Annotated in this window: 18 protein-coding genes and 1 tRNA gene; 8 read left to right on the top strand and 11 right to left on the bottom strand. The window is 45.3% G+C overall.

Annotated elements, in window-relative coordinates:
• Positions 1–4 precede the first annotated feature (4 nt).
• From dnaG to LRY47_RS12300, 6 genes are all read left to right on the top strand, one after another.
• A complete protein-coding gene (dnaG, locus tag LRY47_RS12325) occupies positions 5–1,723 on the top strand; it encodes a DNA primase (protein ID WP_295225879.1) in 1,719 nt (572 codons plus the stop codon).
• Positions 1,724–1,728: 5 nt separating this feature from the next.
• Positions 1,729–3,636: an RNA polymerase sigma factor RpoD gene (rpoD, locus tag LRY47_RS12320; RefSeq protein ID WP_295225877.1), complete on the top strand. Its 1,908-nt coding sequence runs from the start codon at positions 1,729–1,731 to the stop codon at positions 3,634–3,636.
• 46 nt (positions 3,637–3,682) lie between these two features.
• Positions 3,683–3,756: transfer RNA gene (locus LRY47_RS12315), tRNA-Ile, on the top strand.
• 38 nt (positions 3,757–3,794) lie between these two features.
• On the top strand, positions 3,795–4,895 hold the full coding sequence (locus tag LRY47_RS12310) for a Nif3-like dinuclear metal center hexameric protein (protein ID WP_295225875.1): 1,101 nt from the start codon (positions 3,795–3,797) through the stop codon (positions 4,893–4,895).
• 5 nt (positions 4,896–4,900) lie between these two features.
• The gene (locus LRY47_RS12305; RefSeq protein ID WP_295225873.1) at positions 4,901–5,632 is read left to right on the top strand and encodes a C4-type zinc ribbon domain-containing protein; all 732 of its coding nucleotides are present in this window, start codon (positions 4,901–4,903) and stop codon (positions 5,630–5,632) included.
• Positions 5,619–6,020, top strand: a complete 402-nt coding sequence (locus LRY47_RS12300; RefSeq protein WP_295225872.1) for a ribonuclease HI family protein — start codon at positions 5,619–5,621, stop codon at positions 6,018–6,020. Before LRY47_RS12305 ends, LRY47_RS12300 begins: the two co-directional genes overlap by 14 nt.
• A gap of 168 nt (positions 6,021–6,188) precedes the next feature.
• Here LRY47_RS12300 and LRY47_RS12295 read toward each other — a convergent pair whose 3' ends face one another.
• Complete coding sequence (locus LRY47_RS12295; RefSeq protein WP_295225871.1) at positions 6,189–6,782, bottom strand: hypothetical protein; 594 nt, start codon at positions 6,780–6,782, stop codon at positions 6,189–6,191.
• A gap of 205 nt (positions 6,783–6,987) precedes the next feature.
• Between LRY47_RS12295 and LRY47_RS12290 the strand changes: the two genes are divergently transcribed.
• Complete coding sequence (locus tag LRY47_RS12290) at positions 6,988–9,813, top strand: tetratricopeptide repeat protein (protein WP_295225869.1); 2,826 nt, start codon at positions 6,988–6,990, stop codon at positions 9,811–9,813.
• Positions 9,800–10,315 carry a hypothetical protein gene (locus tag LRY47_RS12285; RefSeq protein ID WP_295225867.1) on the top strand — a complete coding sequence of 172 codons (516 nt, stop codon included), beginning with the start codon at positions 9,800–9,802 and terminating at the stop codon, positions 10,313–10,315. The genes LRY47_RS12290 and LRY47_RS12285 overlap by 14 nt, the downstream gene beginning before the upstream one ends.
• Here the strand turns inward: LRY47_RS12285 and rsmI are convergent.
• The 10 genes from rsmI to LRY47_RS12235 are packed head-to-tail and all read right to left on the bottom strand — an operon-like array spanning position 10,286 to position 18,651.
• Positions 10,286–11,107, bottom strand: coding sequence for a 16S rRNA (cytidine(1402)-2'-O)-methyltransferase (gene rsmI, locus LRY47_RS12280; RefSeq protein WP_295225865.1), 822 nt, complete (start codon positions 11,105–11,107; stop codon positions 10,286–10,288). The two genes, LRY47_RS12285 and rsmI, sit on opposite strands and share 30 nt — an antisense overlap.
• A 1-nt stretch (position 11,108) precedes the next feature.
• On the bottom strand, positions 11,109–12,074 hold the full coding sequence (trxB, locus tag LRY47_RS12275) for a thioredoxin-disulfide reductase (protein ID WP_295225863.1): 966 nt from the start codon (positions 12,072–12,074) through the stop codon (positions 11,109–11,111).
• Positions 12,074–12,625 carry a redoxin domain-containing protein gene (locus LRY47_RS12270; protein WP_295225861.1) on the bottom strand — a complete coding sequence of 184 codons (552 nt, stop codon included), beginning with the start codon at positions 12,623–12,625 and terminating at the stop codon, positions 12,074–12,076. The genes trxB and LRY47_RS12270 overlap by 1 nt, the downstream gene beginning before the upstream one ends.
• Positions 12,622–13,446 (bottom strand): carboxylating nicotinate-nucleotide diphosphorylase, encoded by an 825-nt coding sequence (gene nadC, locus LRY47_RS12265; protein WP_295225859.1) that lies wholly within the window; start codon positions 13,444–13,446, stop codon positions 12,622–12,624. The genes LRY47_RS12270 and nadC overlap by 4 nt, the downstream gene beginning before the upstream one ends.
• Positions 13,440–16,055 (bottom strand): valine--tRNA ligase, encoded by a 2,616-nt coding sequence (locus LRY47_RS12260; RefSeq protein WP_295225857.1) that lies wholly within the window; start codon positions 16,053–16,055, stop codon positions 13,440–13,442. Before LRY47_RS12260 ends, nadC begins: the two co-directional genes overlap by 7 nt.
• Before the next feature lie 20 nt (positions 16,056–16,075).
• A complete protein-coding gene (locus LRY47_RS12255; protein ID WP_295225855.1) occupies positions 16,076–16,348 on the bottom strand; it encodes a hypothetical protein in 273 nt (90 codons plus the stop codon).
• The gene (locus LRY47_RS12250; protein ID WP_295225853.1) at positions 16,326–16,556 is read right to left on the bottom strand and encodes a hypothetical protein; all 231 of its coding nucleotides are present in this window, start codon (positions 16,554–16,556) and stop codon (positions 16,326–16,328) included. The genes LRY47_RS12255 and LRY47_RS12250 overlap by 23 nt, the downstream gene beginning before the upstream one ends.
• Positions 16,553–16,975: a tRNA (adenosine(37)-N6)-threonylcarbamoyltransferase complex ATPase subunit type 1 TsaE gene (gene tsaE, locus LRY47_RS12245; protein WP_295225851.1), complete on the bottom strand. Its 423-nt coding sequence runs from the start codon at positions 16,973–16,975 to the stop codon at positions 16,553–16,555. The genes LRY47_RS12250 and tsaE overlap by 4 nt, the downstream gene beginning before the upstream one ends.
• The gene (locus LRY47_RS12240; RefSeq protein ID WP_295225849.1) at positions 16,953–18,506 is read right to left on the bottom strand and encodes an NAD(P)H-hydrate dehydratase; all 1,554 of its coding nucleotides are present in this window, start codon (positions 18,504–18,506) and stop codon (positions 16,953–16,955) included. The genes tsaE and LRY47_RS12240 overlap by 23 nt, the downstream gene beginning before the upstream one ends.
• On the bottom strand, positions 18,469–18,651 hold the full coding sequence (locus LRY47_RS12235; protein ID WP_295225847.1) for a Trm112 family protein: 183 nt from the start codon (positions 18,649–18,651) through the stop codon (positions 18,469–18,471). The genes LRY47_RS12240 and LRY47_RS12235 overlap by 38 nt, the downstream gene beginning before the upstream one ends.
• Between the last annotated feature and the right edge of the window lie 43 nt (positions 18,652–18,694).

Below are 18,694 nucleotides of genomic sequence, written 5' to 3'. Positions count from 1 at the left end.
ACTAATGAAAATACCATCATCGAAAATAGACGAAATACTAGAAGCAAGCGATATTTACGAGATAATTAATGACGTTGTTCCTCTGAAAAAGATGGGGAACAGCTTCAAAGGGCTTTGTCCCTTTCACTCGGAGAAGACCCCTTCGTTCAACGTTCATCCCGACAAAGGTTTTTACCACTGTTTCGGGTGCGGGACAGGCGGTAACGTGATATCTTTTGTGATGAATTACTATAACCTGCCCTTTCCGGAAGCGGCGCGCTTTCTGGCGGACAGGTATGGTGTTACCATAGAATATGAAGGGGCGGAGGTCAGCCAGACGGCAAAGGACATCGCCGCTCTGCACGAGGAGCTTGTGCTTGACGCCAGGAAAAACCTTTATTCAGGCATCGGCAAGGAAGCTCTCAATTATCTGAAAGGAAGAAATTTCTCCGACACGCTTCTGGAAAAGTTCATGGTGGGCTATTTCCCCCAGAAGTTTGACACCGAGAAATATGTCCGCAAATATGACAAAAGCGTACTTCTAGGTTCAGGGCTTTTCAAAGAAGGGCAGTACGGTATGCGCCTGATGTTTTTCGACAGGGTCATGATCCCTGTGCGGGGCGTTACGGGCAGAACAATTGCTTTCTCCGGCAGAACACTTACGGGGCAGATGCCTAAGTATATAAATTCGCCTGAGACCGAGATATTTAAAAAGCGCAGAGTGCTTTTTAATCTTGATCTGGCGAAGGAACATATCCGGAAGAAAGGACATGTGCTTATTGTTGAAGGTTATTTTGACGTAATGCGTCTGTATGATAAGGGGTTCGGTAATTGCGTTGCCACAATGGGAACCGCGCTTACGTCCGAACATGTTTCTTTACTGAAACGATTTACCGACGATATATACATGCTCTATGACGGTGACGAGGCGGGATATAATTCCGCGCTTAAAAGTCTTGACCTGTTTGTGGCGGCGGACAGCTTTCCAATGGTCATCTTTCTGCCGAAAGAGGACGACCCCGATACGTTCCTTGACAGAGAGGGAGCGGAAGGTTTTGAGGCGCTTCTTGCCTCAAGAAAGGATCTGTTTGTTTTCACAGCCGAAACGCTGATAGAAAATTCAGACGACATGAACGCTCGTTTGAGAAATCTTGAGCGGATGAAGCAGATGCTTACAAAGGTTAAAAGCCCTTATAGAAAAGAACATTATGCTGAAAAACTGGCGGAGATATTTAATGTAGGTAAAGAAATGCTGAAAAAGGATATTGACCTTTCCGCCGCAAATAATAGTTTAAAAATAGTCAGCAGGCGTCCTGTAAAAAATGGCAGGCGTCCCGCTACCTATATATATGAACGCGAGTTTATCGCAACGCTGTTTAAATTGCCCGAAGACGTAGCACTCATGCAGACAGAGAATATTATGCCGGAGTTTTTTCACGATAAAATTCTGGCGGATATATACAAAAAAGTGCTTGATGTTTTGCGTGATGGTGATAATATCAGTGTCCTTTTGTGCTCACCCGATGTGGGCAGCGAACTTTCGGAGGCGGTCATTAAAATGCCCGACACCGATATCTACAGACTGGCGGCAGCTACCAGAGAAAAGCTGATTTCAAACTCGGTTATGGACTCCCTGTCGAAAGAGATTAAAAGCTCCGATGGCGGGGCGAAGGCGCGTGAGCTTGCTATCAAAAGATTTGAGCAGGCAGGACGCATGATGCGCAAAAGGAACCCGGAGGACTGAATCTGATGTCGAGAAAGATTAAAAGCCCTGAAGTCAAGAACATTATTGCCCTTGGAAAAGAAAAAGGATTTCTCACCTTCGATGAAATAAACGAAAATTTGCCGGACGACATACTTACAACGGAGCTCATTGACGAAATCATGATGCTTCTCGCCCAGCTTAAGATAGACGTCATCGACAGCAAAGTGGACAAACCCGGTCTGTTCACTGCTGATGAAGATATTGATGACGACGAGGACGAGCCCTTCGGCATACTGAAAGACGTCGGCGAAGAGACCATAAGCACCGACGACCCTGTAAGGCTCTATCTGAAAGAGATGGGCAATATCCCTCTGCTTAACCGCGACGAGGAGATAGAAGTTGCAAAAGAGATAGAGGACGGTCAGCGCAAAGTTCTCCGTGCAGTTCTGCTCTACCCGAAAACAGCCGCAAAAATAATGGAGATTGCTGAAGGTATCAAAAACGACAGCATGAGACTTAAAGATATCATTGATATAGAGGATGAGCTTGAAAGCGAACCTGTGGATATCGATGAACCTGATTCCGAGATAGTAAGAAGTCTTGATGAAGACGTCGAACCTGTTGAAGACAGCGACGATGATTTCATAAAGGACGAAGACGAAGAAGAAGCTGAAGAGACGGAAGAGGAAGTTGCTGTTGAAGCGGCTGCCGTAACCGTTGACGAAAAAGAACTCATGATCAAGGAACAGTATATCGCAATACTGGAAGATATCGCATCCAAGCTTAAGCAGAACATCATGATCAACGACAGGATCAAAGAGGATAAGCTTAGTCTGGACGAGATACTTTCCCTTAAACAGACGATGCACGATTCTGTTGACGATATCACAGATAAGCTTCTTGAAATAAAAGTTAATTATTCAAAAATATGCAATATAGCCGGCGATATTAAATATGCTTATTCATCCATTCTGGACGGTTCCAGAGAGCTTGAAAAGCTTTGCCGTCTGGTTAAACTCACAGAGTACCCAGAACTTGCACTCATCTGCGAGGACGATATAAAATGTGCCTGCGAAAAACGCGGCATGAACGTTAACGACATCGCTACCGTTCAGAAGAAATTCAGACATGCCAAAAAGAACTATGATGTTGCGATGAATTCGCTCGGTTTTGACAAAGCTGAACTGGACGTTATACATGACAGCCTGGTAATGGGCGAATCCGAGACAGAAGCGGCAAAATCGAAACTTATCGAGGCGAACCTCCGTCTCGTTGTGTCCATTGCAAAAAAATATACCAACAGAGGTCTCCAGTTCCTTGACCTTATTCAGGAAGGCAACATAGGACTTATGAAGGCTGTTGAAAAATTTGAGTATAAACGCGGTTACAAATTCTCCACCTATGCAACATGGTGGATACGTCAGGCGATAACACGCGCCATAGCAGATCAGGCGCGCACCATCCGTATCCCCGTGCATATGATAGAAACCATCAACAAGATGATGAAAATAACCCGTCAGCTCCAGCAGGATATGGGGCGCGAACCCACGCCAGAGGAGATATCTCTGAAAATGGATATCCCTGTTGAGAAGATCAAGAAGGTTATGAAGATAGCCAAAGAACCCGTATCCCTCGAAACTCCCATCGGTGAGGACGAGGATTCGAGCCTTGGAGACTTCATAGAGGATAAATCCGCCAAAAATCCTTCGGAAGAGGTGACATATCTCAAGCTGAAGGAACATACCCAGCAGATACTGGAAACTTTGAGCCACAGAGAGTCTGAGGTGCTTAAACTGCGCTTCGGAATCAACTGCGACTCCGACCATACACTTGAAGAGGTAGGTAAGAAATTCAATGTCACACGCGAACGTATCAGACAGATCGAAGCAAAAGCATTGAGGAAACTGCGCCACCCCACAAGAAGCAGAATATTAAAAACTTTTACTGAATAAAAGTCTTGACAAAACCGTAATTTACGAGTAAAAACATCACTCCCAAGGGCCAATAGCTCAGTTGGCTAGAGCCACCGGCTCATAACCGGTAGGTCGCTGGTTCGAGTCCAGCTTGGCCCATTTTTTTTAACTTTTAAATATCACAGAGAAAGGACTAAGTGGCAAGGATAAGAGATTTACGAAACTATTTGGAGAAGGGGATCGCTGACCGTGACCGTCAATATGACTGGGACAACAGCGGGAACCAGATTGTACCTGACGACAGGGAGATCACTAAAGCCGCATTTGCACTTGATCCTTCAGAAAAGGTTATTAACAAAGCAATAGAAGAGGGGTGTGAGGTTCTGATAACTCATCACCCCCTTTTTTTTGGCTCACTGAAAAGTCTTAACTTCGACAAACCTTTCGACAGAAAAGTTATTAAAGCTATTCAAAACGGACTCGCAGTTCTTTCGCACCACACAAGCCTCGATCTTGCGGATTACAGCCTTAACGATCACCTTTGTGCGCTTCTCGGCGGCAAAGTTGAGGAGAACCTCATAACAGAGGGACATATCGAAATGGTGAAATTCGTCGTCTTTGTGCCTGTTTCGCACTCTCAGGCTGTCAGGGATGCCATGGCGGCGGCGGGTGCGGGAAATATAGGAAATTATTCGGACGTTTCCTTTTCAGCAGAGGGAACAGGACGTTTCAGACCTTGTGACGGTGCAAATCCTTTCATCGGCAGACCCGGCGAAATGGAAGAAGTCCACGAACACCGTATCGAATCCATCATCGAAAAATCAAAAGTAAACAATCTCATAAAAGAAGTAATAAAAGCTCACCCGTACGAAGAAGTTGCTTATGACGTTTATCCTGTTATCGGCGGCGCTGAATACGGACTTGGACGTGTGGCTTCATACGAAACGGCTATGCCGATGTCACGTTTTCTTGACCATGTGCGTTTTGTCCTCGGTGCTGACGCACTCCGGGTGAATAATTCCGATCTTTCAGGCAGGGTTAAACGTTTTGCAGTTGTAACAGGCAGCGGAGCCTCTGTATGGAAAAAATGCATCGGCAGGGCAGATGTCCTTGTTACGGGCGATATGAAGCATCACGAGGCGCTTGACGCCCGCGAGGCAGGCATAACCATTGTTGATGCCGGACATTTCCACACCGAACGGATTTTTATGAAGTATCTGGCAGAGAAATTGAGTGTAAAGTTTAATATAAAATCAGTGTTGATAGACGAAGAACCGCCTATCATCAACTGGAGGTAAAGTACATGTTGGAGATCATTTCGCAGCTTATCGAGATTCAGCGTCTGGACAATCTGGTTGCCGATGCGGAGGCAAAACTCGCAGGTCAGCCTGAGTATGTTCAGAAGGCGCAGTCGGAGCTTGATAAAGCACAGGCGGCTTTTGACGAATTCAATGCAAAATATGAAAAGGATCTTGCCGCTAAAACTCAGGTGGAAACAGCCTATGAAGAGGGCAAAGTTCTCCTTGAGAAAGCACAGAAAAAACTTCCCGATGTGAAGAACAACAAGGAATACGAAGCTGTGCTTAAAGAGATGGACACTCTTAAAAAGAACGTCTATGAATCAGAACTCAGACTTGCTGAGCTTTCTGAATCAGTGGACAAATACAAGGCTGAAAATCAGTCTGTCATCGATAAGCTTGAAAAAATGAAAGAAGAGCTTGAGTTCACCAGAACCCAGAAAGATGAGGAGAACGCAGAGCTTATAAACAGGCTTGCCGAAGACAAGGCAGCAAGAGCGGAGGCAATTAAGGCTATCAAAAGACCTATGCTCGCGAAATATGAAAGAATCAGAGACGCAAGACACAACCTCGCCGTTGTTCGCGTTGAGAACGAAACCTGCACCGGCTGCTGCATAAAAATTCCGCCCCAGCTTTATGTTGAGGTCAAGAAAGAGAAAGAACTTCTCCAGTGTCCTAACTGTCAGCGATTCCTTTACGCACTTCCCGAAGAAGAAAATGCTAATGCCGAAAATTGATATATACACAGACGGCGCGTCACGGGGTAACCCGGGACACGCTGCCTGCGGTTTTGCTGTCTATGCCGACGGAGTGGAGATTTACACCGGTAAAAAATATCTCGGACAGGCAACAAACAATTTCGCAGAATACACAGCCGTTATCGAGGCTGCAAAAAGCCCTCTTGTTAAAGATGAAAAAGAGATCAATTTCTTTCTGGATTCTGAACTTGTCGTTAAACAGATGAAGGGCGAATATAAAGTGAAACATCCGAACATAATCCCGCTGAAACAGGAGCTTGACTCTGTTCTTGCGGGAAAAAATGTCACTTTCACCCACGTTCCCCGCGCGCAGAACAAAACAGCCGACAGGCTTGCCAACGAAGCCATTGACGAAGCCGTCAGATAGGTTTTTTGTTAAACATGCATTTTCTGAAAACATTGTAAGCGTCGACTACTCTTTGGATATGCTCAAAATGTTCTAAATTGATTTTATCTAGGTATTTCTCATATTTTTCTTGATTGTCGTAATGCGTGCTTGAAATATATAAGGCAAGCAGCCCTTTATCTGTTTGAGTCATTGATTCAAAAAATAATTAATTAGAGTTTCTGCATCTTGTTTGTTTAAATTTTTTTCAACATAATCAAACGAATATAATAGACCTCCGAAATTTGCAAAAAGATAGTCATGGGTTTCAGAGTTTAATATAGCTTCTCTGTATTTTGCGAGTGATTGCTTTGCTTCCATTTCATTTGGGTTGTTTTTAAATAGCCCATTTATGTTGGCTATTTCTCCATTGCAAAAATGCCTCAAGGCTTTGTAACCATCTATAACTGATGTGGTATCTTTGTTACTAATTGATATTTTGAAACTATATTGTCTTTCATTAAACTTCTCTAACATACCCATAAATGCTTTTTCAGTTGATTCTTTTTGAATTCTTTTTATTGACTTCTCTTGCAATATTAGAGAAAGAAGAATCGCGCAAAATGCGAGTGCATTAAACAGTGCTTCAAAATACGAATACTTCAATGACAATATTTTAAATTCACACTCAGATGAAGGTTCATGATATTTTCCAAGTAGTCCGGTTATTAAAAGCATTAAAGATATAATTATTATAATGTATAAAAAATTATTTTGGGTATAACGGAAAAATTTCTTGAACATTTAGAATCCCCTGTTTAATTATAGATTACAGTTTAAAGTTTGTTTTTTTTAAGTAGTATTTTATATAATTTATAATAACACTGTATGAGTTAAATACGATATCAACTTTTAGGCAGAATATCCGATTTAACTACCACGGAAGGTTTTCCGAACGGAGTCGGGATTTGCCTCATAAAAATATAAAGTACCGGAGGGATAACGGATTATGCCGCCGGACATGAACAGGGAAAAAAACAGGTTTTCACGTTTGCGTCTGCCGTACCGCGTTGTTATCATCGCAGCAGTATTTCTGTCTGTGCTGATGTTTTCCTGTTCAAAAGAGGACAAACCCCAGCCGAAGCTGGACGAGAAGATAACCGATACTCAGCCTATCGTTTCACCCATCATAAGCTCTAATGAAAACATCACTAAAGGTAACGATTTCTTCCTTAAAGGCGAATTCAATAACGCTATAGAATTTTACAGTGAGGCGTTGGCACAGAACCGTTCCATCGCTTTTTATAACATGGGCGTCAGCTATTATCTGCTTGGCGATATCGACAAGGCGGAAGACGCTTTCCGTCAGGCCGTTCAGGAAAATCCGAACTTCAAAGAAGCATACATGAACCTCGGCGTTGTCCTTATGCAGACCGGAAAGCTGGAAGAGGCGGAAAAAATAGTACGCAGACTTCTCAAAGATAATAATGCCAGTACGGCTAAGATGCTTGTGAACATGGCGAACATACACCTGAAACGCGGAGAGACGGCACTTGCCGCCGAATATTTTCAGGAGGCTATGAAAAAGGGCGAACACTCCAAATACGTTCAGTCAAACTACGCATATTTCCTGATGACCATCGGCGAGTATAAAGATGGCATCGCTATCCTAGAAAACCTGCAATACAAGGATTATACGGATTATTATAACCTTGCCAGTGCATACTATAATGAAGGGATGTACCAGCAAGGGCTTGCCAACGCGCTGAAAGCTATGGAGCTTTACCGCACCGAAGAGGCTGTGAACCTTGCCGCGCTGAACTATGCCGCTCTGGGCGACAACAAAAGCACTGTAACTCTTCTTAAGGAACTTATTGAAAAGAATCCGCTTGAGGAATATCGTTTCAGACTCGCGAAAGCGCATTATCTGGACGGGCAATATAAGGATGCTAACAAGGAAATAACCGCACTTATCAATGAATTTCCGGACAAAACAGAATATTACAGATTGAAATATGAAATACTTCTCGGAATGGGTGAGATAGCCGATGCCGGCAATCTTGCCACCGCATCATACGAACGTTTTAAAACTGATGATATGCTATACATGGTTGTGAAACATAGGATAATATATTATGAAGATATATCTTCCGTTGAACCTGAGCTGCTTTCCGACAGGTCTTCACCATTCCTGAATCTTGCCCGCGTGGCTTACTATATCTATAAAGATAAAATGGTTCCTGCAAGAAGGTTCATAGAAAATATCCCGCCGGAAACCGACAACGACTATTATATTTATCAGGCCTACATAAACCTGAAATATAAGAAATATGACAACGTATTAACCTACGCCAAAAGGATAAGTAAATCCCGTCCTGAATATTTCTGGTATCGCGCCGCAGTGTATTTCAATACCAACAATGTGGAAGGATTGAAAGAGACTGTGGCTGAGCAGATGAAGCGGAGCGATGCTTTCTCCCGCGCTACAAACGTCAAGTTTCATCTCATTCCAAGGATGGAGGATATAGATTTCTCGTACAGGTTCGACGGGAAATACGAGCAGATGCTTTCTCTCATGCTCTATCCGCTGTTTATCGAACCTTCTGAAATGATGAATTTCGTGGCGATGGGTTATAAGCTCCTGCAGGATAATAATAAATTAAGCGCTCTTCGGGAACTTGAGCGTTCTGTTGAGTTTTCCGAAGGGATAAAGATGAACAACGCCGGAGTGGCGGACATGTTCGCCTACAGGTTTAAGGAAGCGTTTGAGAAATTCAATAAAGCCAATGATATGCTGAACAATAACCCATATACGCTTTACAATATGGGGCTTGCGAAGATGAATCTCGGCGAACCGGATCTTGCGTCGAAATATTTTGATACTGCTGTTTTGCAAAACAACTATCACTTTCCGGCATACCTCGGTCTTGCGGCGACAATGCGCCTTTTGGCGAAGACTACAACGCCCGCAGACTATTACAACATAGTGCGAGACCGCGCCATTCAATCGGTGGAATCAAAACGGAATCTGCCGGAACCGATACTTTATTCTTCATTTCTGGCGGATACCGGACTTGGTATGTACAAAAAAGTGAAATCAGACCTTGAACCTTATAAGAATAAGAACACTTATTTCAGCAATATATACGCAATCGCGGATTATATGTCAGGCAGCGGACATAAGTCTCTTGCACCTTTGAACAACAGACGCAGTATCTACAGAGGACGCGTTCTCTGGGATCTGACGGCGACAGATGAAGGTCTCAACACATCAGTGGATATGGGGCTGATCAACGACAGGGCATATAAGTTCATGAAGTCATACGCGCTTCTGAAACGTGGAAAAAAGCCTGCTGTTTTCAACTTTACGGATTATAAAGACGATAAAGCCGCTCTCAAAGAGATGGTTTACTACAGCATAATGCTGAAAGATAAAGCTAATGCTCTTAAATATTTGCAGCAGATGAGCGCCATAGATATCAGATATAAAGAGCTTTATAAGGCGTCGCTGTACTATTTCCTCTGGATAGAGGACTTTGTGAACGCGGAAGCTTCTTATACGTCGCTTGCAAATCTCCGCGCTTCAGACAGATATACGGATTATTATAAACTGATGTACTTCGTGCTGAATTATAACAGCAGAAGGCTGATGGACAACGTATCCGAGTATATGAAGAACTATCCGCAGGAGATGACCGGAAAAGAGGTGCGTATGGTCTATGCGCTTCGCAGTGAAAATTTTGAAATGACACTGAACACAATCAATGATATAGAAAAGCAGAAGAAAAACTTCCTGAGCGATTTGCCATTGGAGATAAGCATTGACGGTCTATAAGATCAGCAGAAAACTTCTTTACGGAATGATAGTCCTTTTTGTTTCGTCACTGTTCTTTTCATTCTCATTCATTACAAGGGAAGGTTCAGGCGGTTCTGCCGCAGTGTGTGCCGTTCTGACCGTTTTTCTGCTCTATAACCTGACCAGTATGCTGGTCAGCCGCGTAAGTGTTGAAAACGGCGAGGTCAGTCTTAGAAACCTGATGGGCTGTAAAAGTATAAAACTCTCCGAACTGGAGGAGATCGGCATTGTCAATCTGCGCTGGCGGGTAATACTTATTCTTTCCGACCCTCACAAGTTCGTTTTCATATCATCTCTGTACGGGGATTTTGAAGAGTTTGTGAATATGCTTCGTGTAAGCGTTCCGGAGGGTGTTAAACCATCGCTGGAAAAGATAACTCATAAGCTGATAAGACGTAAGAAGATATTCCTGTTTTTGCTGATGGCGGCTGGTTCTCTGTTCTTTATCCTGTCAGGATTCTACAATCTCCTGTACCGCTGAGTAGGCATCGTTGCGCTTGTAACCGAGCGCTTTCAGGATATTCACGGTGTCCTTTGAGCTGTAGCCCGCTTTGATAAGCTTTTTAGCGGTTTCTCCGCAGTCTGTGGGCGATTCCTGTGATTCCTTCTTTCTGTTGTTCACTGCGACTACAAATTCGCCTTTTCTGACTATCTGTTCAATATCCGCTTCGCTGTTTATGAAGTATGATGATTCAAACATTTTGGTTATTTCTCTCGCGCAGAATATCGGTGCAGGAAATACTTCAAGAAGTGTTTTAAGGGTATCCTCTATCCTGTGCGGGGATTCGTAAAAAGCTATCACAGTGTTGTATATGGTCAGAGATTCCGCCGTTTTGAGGCGCTCTGTGGGCTTGTGCGGTAGAAACCCGTGGAAATAGAAGTCGGATATGTCAAAGCCCGACATCATGAGTGCTGGGACGAATGCCGTTGCTCCGGGCAGTGCCTGAAATTTTACGTTTTCACGCACAAGAACTGATGTGAGTGTATTGCCTGGGTCGCTGATGCATGGGGTTCCTGCTTCGGAGATGACGCAGATTGTCTTTCCGCCGCTGACAGTGTTCAGCACTTTTGCGGATGCCTGAACTTCGTTATCTTTGTGGTATGATTCCACCGGTTTTTTGATGTCCAGAGCGTTCAGAAGCGACTTTGCCGTGCGGGTGTCCTCCGCAAAAACAACGTCGCAGTCTTTCAGCGCTTCCAGACTGCGCAGAGTGATGTCCCCCAGATTACCTATTGGTGTCGGAACAAACGTAACGGGAGGCAGAGCGCTCAATTTATGCCTTCACAAAGGTTTCGTTTATGTATTTCTCAGCATTTTTGGCGGCGACCGTGCCGTCGGAAACAGCCGTTGTTATCTGTCTGATCTCTTTTGCGCGTACGTCGCCTGCAACAAATATGCCGGGAACGGATGTCTTCGTGGATTCGTCAGCCACTATAAAGCCCCATTCGTCGGTTTTTACAAGGTCTTTAACAAGCTCTGTTTTTGCTGTGTGTCCGATGAAAACGAACAGTCCGTCAACGACAAGCTCACTTTTTTCGCCTGTTTTCAGGTTTTTAAGTGTTAACCCTGTGACCTTTGTTTCGCCGTTTACTGAATCAACCACAGTATCTGTGATGAACTCCATTTTCGGGTTTGCATGAGCGCGTTCCATTGCAAGGTTTGATGCGCGGAATGTGTCGCGTCTGTGGATAACGTAAACTTTTGAAGCGAAGCGGGTGAGGTATTCTCCCTCTTCGATGGCGGAATCGCCTCCGCCTACGCTTGCAACAACGCGGTCTTTATAGAACGACCCGTCGCAGGTTGCGCAGAAGGAAACTCCTCTGCCGTAAAATCTGCTTTCACCTGGTACGTCCAGTCTTTTGGGTTCGCATCCGAAGCCTATTATGACAGCTTTTGCTTTAACGGGGTTCGCGCGATTTTCTATGTGGACGATTTTATAATCGCCATCCAGTTCTATCTTTGTGCAGTTTCCGTTGCGTATGAGTGTGCCGAACTTGACCGCGTGGTGATAAAATTTTTCTGACAGGTCTGCGCCCATGATGCCGTCGAAGAAGCCCGGAAAATTCTCAACCCATTCTGTTATGGCAACGTAGCCGCCGGGGAATTGTTTTTCAAGTATCAGCACTTTCAGTTTATCTCTGGATGCGTACATCCCTGCGGTGAGACCTGCGGGACCTGCTCCGAGAATTACAAGATCGTATTCGTCCTGTATGTCCTGAACGTTAAAAAAATCGTGCATTACTGACTCCTGTCTAAAATACCATCCACGAGTTCCACCGAAGGAACCTTGGCAGTGTAAATAATTTGTTTATTTGCATCAATAAGAAAGAAATGAGGCCAGATAGAAAGCCCATACTCTGTCTGTGCTTGTTTATTATTGCTTGAATAAACATTATTTTCAAGGATTTTATACCTTGAATCGGATAATTTTTCTCGTATGATATCTTTTTGTTTGCCGCTATCTGTTATGATGATAAGTTTTGCTTTGTTTATTTTGTCTATGCTCTTGAGATAAGGCATATTTCTCAGATAAAGGTGAGTATACATTCCGCCGGAGAGGAAGGTGTTTGTATTAAAAAACACAAGCATAACGGGTTCTTTAATGTCGTAAAGACGAAACTTTTTCCCGCTCATTGTTTCAAATGCAAGATCCGGAGCCTTCTCGCCTATTTTAAGTGCGTTCGGATTTGCCCTATAGTAAAAAAGCATAAAAAAGCTTATGCCTACAATGATAAATACCAGTGTACTTTTTCTGCTTACCAGTCTGCGCAGTTTTTCACAGCATCTCATTTGTGTATTTTGAGGCTCATGTCAACGCTTACCGCCTGATGGGTGAGCGCTCCGACAGAAATATAGTCTATGCCGAGATTGCAGAACTCTTTCAGGCGTTCTTTCTTTATACCGCCTGAAATCTCTATTTTGGATCGTTTGGCTATAACGTCTATTGCCGCCTGCATATCCTCAAGCTTGAAATTGTCCAGCATGATGATATCAGCACCCGCCTCAGCCGCCTCTTTCGCTTCGGCAAGGTTGCGGACTTCAACTTCTATTTTAACTGTGCTGGGGATGCTTTTCTGAACCAGACGTACAGCCGCCGTTATGCCGCCTGCCGCGTCAACGTGGTTGTCTTTCAGCATGACTCCGTCGAAAAGACCCATCCGGTGGTTGTTTCCTCCGCCTATGAGTACAGCGTATTTTTCCATTACCCGCCAGCCTGGAGTGGTTTTTCTGGTGTCGAGAATCTTTATATTCGTCCCTTCAAGCTCTTTAACGTAAGCGGCTGTGTTTGTCGCTATGCCTGAAAGTCTCTGGAGAAAGTTGAGAGACGTTCTTTCTCCTGAGAGGATGGAGTAGACCGGACCTGTAACCTCGCCGAAAATTTCGCCTTTTTTGATGAGATCACCGTCGTTTTTAAAGAAAACAGTGTCAATTCCGGCGTTAAGCTCGTTGAAGACTATGCGGGCGGTTTTTGTTCCACAGAGGATGAAATCCTCTTTGGCAAGATATCCGAAAACGCTCAGCTTTTCATAATCGCGGAACGCTTTTGCGGTGAGGTCGCCTGTGCCTATGTCCTCTTCAAGGGCGAGTTTTACAAGTTTTTCTCTCAGCATTGTTCTCTCAGCCTCTCTATGGTTTCTTTTACTTTGGTCATTTTATCATCTATTTCGGCAAATTTCTCTTTATCCTTCTCAATAACTTCGGGTCGTGCGTTTTTGAGATAGTTCTCATTTTTCAGTTTGCCGCCGTAGATGTTCGCATCTTTTTCCAGTTTTGCCAGTTCTTTTTCAAGTTTGGAAACCTCAGCCGCGAAGTCCACAAGCCCCTCAAGTGAAACGTAAACTTCAAATGAGGATGCGATATTCTGCGAAGCTTTTTCAACGGCTGTTTCGGTCATTTCCAGCGTTTCCAGTCTCGCAAGGTTCATCACCATATCTTTGTACTTGGTGAAAGCGGTTCTGGTGAGTTCTTTATCCGTTTTGACATAAGCCTTGAGCTGTTTAGACATGGAGACGTTATATTCGCCGCGGATGTTGCGGATAAGCCCGATAAGCTCGATTATCTCCTCCATCTCCTTCATCTCTTCTTCGTATGCAAAGTCAAATTTTTCCCATTCGGCGAGCATTATGGATTCTTTTTCGGTGACCAGTTTATATATATATTCTGTCACGAACGGCATGAAGGGGTGCATGAGCACCAGCGATTTTTCAATTATGTATGCCGCAACCGCGTATGCGTCGTCTTTTTTATTCTCGTCATAGATTCTGGGCTTGATAAGCTCAATGTACCAGTCACAGAATTTGTGCCAGAAGAAATGGTAAACGGCGAGTGCCGCCTCGTTGAAGTCGTAGTTCACGACCGCTTTGGAGACCTTTTCCTCTGTCTCTTTCAGGTTTTGCAGGATCCACTTGTCCTCAAGGGAGAGTTTTGTGTCCGCAGTGAGTTTCTGTCCTTCGTAGCCTGTGAGTATGAAGCGCGAAGCGTTCCATATCTTGTTTACGAAGTTGCGGTAACCGTCGATGCGGGCTTCGTCCAGCTTTATATCTCTGCCCTGTGCGGCGAAAGCGGCGAGGGTGAAGCGGAATGCATCGGCACCGTATTTGTCTATCATTGTGAGGGGGTCGATAACGTTCCCCTTGGATTTGCTCATCTTCTGTCCGTCTTTGTCACGGATGAGTGCGTGGAGGTAAACCTCTTTGAAAGGCTCCTTATCCATGAATTTCAGACCGAACATCATCATACGGGCAACCCAGAAGAACAGGATGTCAAAGCCTGTTATGAGGGTTGACGTGGGGTAGAATTTTTTCAGAGTGTCGGTATTTTCAGGCCAGCCCTGTGTGGAGAAAGGCCAGAGACCGGAAGAGAACCATGTGTCGAGAACGTCCGTCTCCTGCTCAAGGTGCGTGCTTCCGCAGCGTGAGCATTTTTCGGGAGTCTCCTCTTCAACCATTATCTCACCGCATTTGCAGTACCATGCCGGGATACGGTGTCCCCACCATATCTGTCTTGATATGCACCAGTCGCGGATGTCATTCATCCAGTTATAGAATGTCTTGTTCCATGTTTCAGGTTTTATGACTATCTGTCCGCTTTGAACTGCTTTAACAGCCTCGTCGGACATTCCTTTGATTTTCAGGAACCATTGAAGGCTGATTCTGGGTTCGATAACGGTTTTGCATCTGTAGCAGTGACCGACCTTGTGCTGGTGAGCTTTTTTTGCAACGAAAAGTCCCTGTTCGGCAAGTTTGACGACAACAGCTTTTCTGGCATCGAATCTGTCCATTCCTTTGAACTCACCGCCGTTCTCGTTGATAACGGCGTTCTCGTCCATAACGCTGATGTTTTCCAGCTTGTGTTTCATTCCGAGCAAAAAGTCGTTGGGGTCGTGGGCAGGCGTAACTTTAAGGCATCCGGTACCGAATTCCATATCGACGTATTCGTCGCCGATGATGGGTATCTCGCGGTTTACCAGAGGCAGGATAACCGTTTTGCCTATCAGGTGTTTATATCTGTCGTCGTTGGGGTTTACAGCAACCGCCGTGTCGCCGAGCATTGTTTCGGGGCGGGTTGTTGCAACCTCTAGTTTTATGTCCGTACCTTTAACGGGGTAATAGATGTGGTAGAATGCGCCCTCTATCTCTTCGTGTTCAACCTCAAGGTCGGAAAGGGCTGTGTGGCATCTGGGGCACCAGTTGACTATATAGTCGGAACGGTAGATAAGTCCTTCTTTATAAAGCGTTACGAATACCTTGCGTACCGCTTTGCTCAGTCCTTCGTCCATTGTGAAGCGTTCGCGATCCCAGTCGCATGCGCAGCCGAGGCGTTTGAGCTGATTGATGATGGTTCCGCCGGACTGTGCTTTCCATTCCCAGACGCGTTCGATGAATTTTTCACGTCCCAGAGCGTGTCTGTCCGTGCCTTCGGATGCAAGCAGGCGTTCCACGACGTTTTGTGTGGCGATACCTGCGTGGTCAGTGCCGGGCATCCACATGGTCTCATATCCGTTCAGCTTGTGAAAGCGGATCATGATATCCTGTAATGTGTTGTTGAGTGCGTGTCCCATGTGCAGAGAGCCTGTTACATTGGGGGGCGGGATAACTATGGAATAGGGCGGTTTCTCGCTGTGTTCGTCAGCGTGAAAGTATTTTTTATCCGTCCATTCCTTATATAGTTCCGCCTCAAATTCTGAAGGGTCGATTCGCGTGGGATATTCTTTCTGCATCAGGGGTTGTCTCCGTGTATTTATGAAAGTTTAGATTTATTGTCTGCCGTACCCATAGCCGAGTTCACCTTTTCGTTGAGGTCGAGGAGATATTTCTCCAGCGTCAGAAGTCTGAGCCGCTGGTTCTTTTTCTCCTGTTCGGTTATGCCTATTTCCGCAAGTTTATTGTATGTATCCTCTATCTCCTGAAGGATGAGATTAAGATCCTCAAGTCCGTTTTTGAGAATGACGATACGCTGCATCTCATCATCCGAAAGCTGGCTGAAAAGATCAGTTGCGGAATTTTTTTTCATTCATATCTCCGTCGGTATATATGTCAGCGTCAATGTCGTCAATATCGTATTCAAGCTCTCCCTCGGGGATTATCTTGTCAAAAACTTCCGTACAGAACTGACATTCGTAATGGTGTATAACCCAAAGTGAGCTGTCCACCATGATTTCTGTAGGTTCAAGCTCTTCGAGCCTCTTCTCCCCGCAATAGGGGCATATCTGTGGTTTCATAAGCAATCTGTCACCGCCGTAATTTGTCTTCTGTTTGTATCTAATACAGTTATATTGATTTCGATATAATTTTCAAGCTCATCATGCAGATTAAATTTTTCCGCCCATTCAATAAAGCAGGTGTCGCCGCTTTCAACTATGCTCCAGAAGTCTATATTCTCAAGCTCGTCGAAGCTGTTCAGCCTGTAAAGGTCGAAATGGCGGATGGTTATGTCTCCGTCGTACTGCTGGTGCAGGGTGAACGTAGGGCTGGAAGCCTGCGTGCAGTGGAAATGCTCCGCTATACACTTGACAAAGAATGTTTTGCCTGCACCCAGTGTCCCGTTGAGAAGCACCACCTTGCCTTTCAGAAGCTCCGCCGCTTCCTCTGCAAATTTTCTGGTGTCCTCTTCGTTCTCAAGAATTCTGTTCCAGTTCATTCAGCACGCGTCCGACAGTATTTATTATATCCGTGGTCATAACAGTCTTTTCGTTCATTGTCTCAAGCACCAGTTCCGCCGCTCTGCCCAGTGTGAAGCTTCCGAGCATACATGCAAAGTCGAGGTCATAGCCCTGCGCGGCGTATCCTGTGATAAGCCCCGTGAGGCAGTCGCCGCTTCCGCCCTTGCTGAGAGCGGGGGAACCTGATATGTCCACGAACACAAGCCCGTTGGGAAGTGCTATGAGAGTGTCGGCACTTTTCAGCACGACTATGATGCCGTTGTCGCTCGCAAAGTTGATGGCAAGATTTATCCTGTCGCGGTTCACCTCTTCGGTCGTCATGCCGAGCAGTCTTGCGAATTCGCCGATGTGGGGCGTGATTGCGCATCTGCCGTCCAGTTTTTTGAACTGTTTCTTTTTGAGCAGATTTATTCCGTCCGCATCTATTATGAGCGGCAGTTTTGTCTTATTTATAAGTCTGTCGAGGAACTCTGCGGTGTCGTCGTTTGTTCCGATTCCCATGCCGATTGAGGCTACTGACTTGTTTTCAAGAAACTCCGCCAGTTTGTCCGCGCCGTCTGCAGTGAAGAAATCACCTTCGCCGATTGGCAGAGACATTATTTCGGGATTAGAGTTTTCTGCCGTGCGGATAAGTCCTTTCGGCACTGCCGCGGTGGTAAGCCCCGCACCGCATACGGCACATGCGCGGGATGCCATAAGCACAGCGCCTGATTTGCCTATACTTCCGCCGATAACAACTGCGTGACCGAAATTTCCCTTGTGGCTGTCAGGCTCTCTGGGAGTGACAACGGGAAGGTTGTCCGGTGTCAGAAGGTATGTGTGACAGCCAGTTATGGCGAAGTCAGGGATTGATATATCAACGATTATCACCTCGCCGCAGAGTTTGCGGGCAGGGTACATAACGTGTGGAAATTTTGGTCGTGCAAATGTGATCGTAAGGTCAGCGTCAACAGCCGTGCCGATGGTGAGCCATGTGTCGCCGCAGAGTCCGCTGGGTATATCCACCGACGCGGTGAATTCGGAAGAAAGGTTTATGCTGTTCACCAGCTCTTCCAGATAACCGGAAAGAGGGCGTGTCAGTCCCGTGCCGAAAAGCGCGTCCACTGTGACGTCGTAGCTTTCAAATGACGGTATCTCCTCGTCTGTGATGGCGAAGATGTTTATGGGATAGTTTTTTAATATGTTCAGGTTAAGCAGTGCGTCCCCTTTCAGTTTTTCGGGGTCGCAGGCAAGGTACACGTCGGTATGTATTCCCGCATTGCTGAGAAGCCTTGCCGCCGCCAGTCCGTCACCGCCGTTGTTACCGCTTCCGCAGATAACAGCCGCCGATGTCATTTCTGGCATTTTCTCCAGAAGCACGCGGACAAAAGCGCCGGATGCGTTCTCCATCAGAACTGCCGAAGGGATTCCTATGTTGTTGATGGTAAAGCTGTCAGCTTTCGCCATCTGAAAGGAGCTTAGTATCTCCATGTCAGTATCCGCCTGTGTTTTCCACCTGTTTTGCTTCATCAATGAGCATCACGGGGATACCCTCGCGGATCTCGTAAAGAAGTTTGCACGAATCGCAAACGATATATTTTTCGTCTTTGGATTCCCTGACAGGTTGTTTACATTTGGGGCATGCCAAAACGTCAAGAAGCTCTTTCTTTATCATAAGTCACCTTAAGAATTATGTTTGTGTGTCAATTTAGAGCAAT

It is taken from the genome of Seleniivibrio sp., assembly GCF_021209385.1.
Classification (GTDB): domain Bacteria; phylum Chrysiogenota; class Deferribacteres; order Deferribacterales; family Geovibrionaceae; genus Seleniivibrio.
Note: the sequence above shows the minus strand (reverse complement) of the source record. Positions and strands in the feature narration are given on the sequence as shown.

What these genes read in the sequence shown, in the direction of transcription:
- LRY47_RS12240 (WP_295225849.1), bottom strand. Translation starts at nt 18,506, where the DNA reads ATGAAGCAAAACAGGTGGAAAACACAGGCGGATACTGACATGGAGATA.
- tsaE (WP_295225851.1), bottom strand. Translation starts at nt 16,975, where the DNA reads ATGAACTGGAACAGAATTCTTGAGAACGAAGAGGACACCAGAAAATTT.
- rpoD (WP_295225877.1), top strand. Translation starts at nt 1,729, where the DNA reads ATGTCGAGAAAGATTAAAAGCCCTGAAGTCAAGAACATTATTGCCCTT.
- nadC (WP_295225859.1), bottom strand. Translation starts at nt 13,446, where the DNA reads ATGCTGAGAGAAAAACTTGTAAAACTCGCCCTTGAAGAGGACATAGGC.
- LRY47_RS12270 (WP_295225861.1), bottom strand. Translation starts at nt 12,625, where the DNA reads ATGAGATGCTGTGAAAAACTGCGCAGACTGGTAAGCAGAAAAAGTACA.
- LRY47_RS12305 (WP_295225873.1), top strand. Translation starts at nt 4,901, where the DNA reads ATGTTGGAGATCATTTCGCAGCTTATCGAGATTCAGCGTCTGGACAAT.
- dnaG (WP_295225879.1), top strand. Translation starts at nt 5, where the DNA reads ATGAAAATACCATCATCGAAAATAGACGAAATACTAGAAGCAAGCGAT.
- LRY47_RS12255 (WP_295225855.1), bottom strand. Translation starts at nt 16,348, where the DNA reads ATGAAAAAAAATTCCGCAACTGATCTTTTCAGCCAGCTTTCGGATGAT.
- LRY47_RS12260 (WP_295225857.1), bottom strand. Translation starts at nt 16,055, where the DNA reads ATGCAGAAAGAATATCCCACGCGAATCGACCCTTCAGAATTTGAGGCG.
- LRY47_RS12295 (WP_295225871.1), bottom strand. Translation starts at nt 6,782, where the DNA reads ATGTTCAAGAAATTTTTCCGTTATACCCAAAATAATTTTTTATACATT.
- LRY47_RS12290 (WP_295225869.1), top strand. Translation starts at nt 6,988, where the DNA reads ATGCCGCCGGACATGAACAGGGAAAAAAACAGGTTTTCACGTTTGCGT.
- LRY47_RS12235 (WP_295225847.1), bottom strand. Translation starts at nt 18,651, where the DNA reads ATGATAAAGAAAGAGCTTCTTGACGTTTTGGCATGCCCCAAATGTAAA.
- LRY47_RS12300 (WP_295225872.1), top strand. Translation starts at nt 5,619, where the DNA reads ATGCCGAAAATTGATATATACACAGACGGCGCGTCACGGGGTAACCCG.
- trxB (WP_295225863.1), bottom strand. Translation starts at nt 12,074, where the DNA reads ATGCACGATTTTTTTAACGTTCAGGACATACAGGACGAATACGATCTT.
- LRY47_RS12250 (WP_295225853.1), bottom strand. Translation starts at nt 16,556, where the DNA reads ATGAAACCACAGATATGCCCCTATTGCGGGGAGAAGAGGCTCGAAGAG.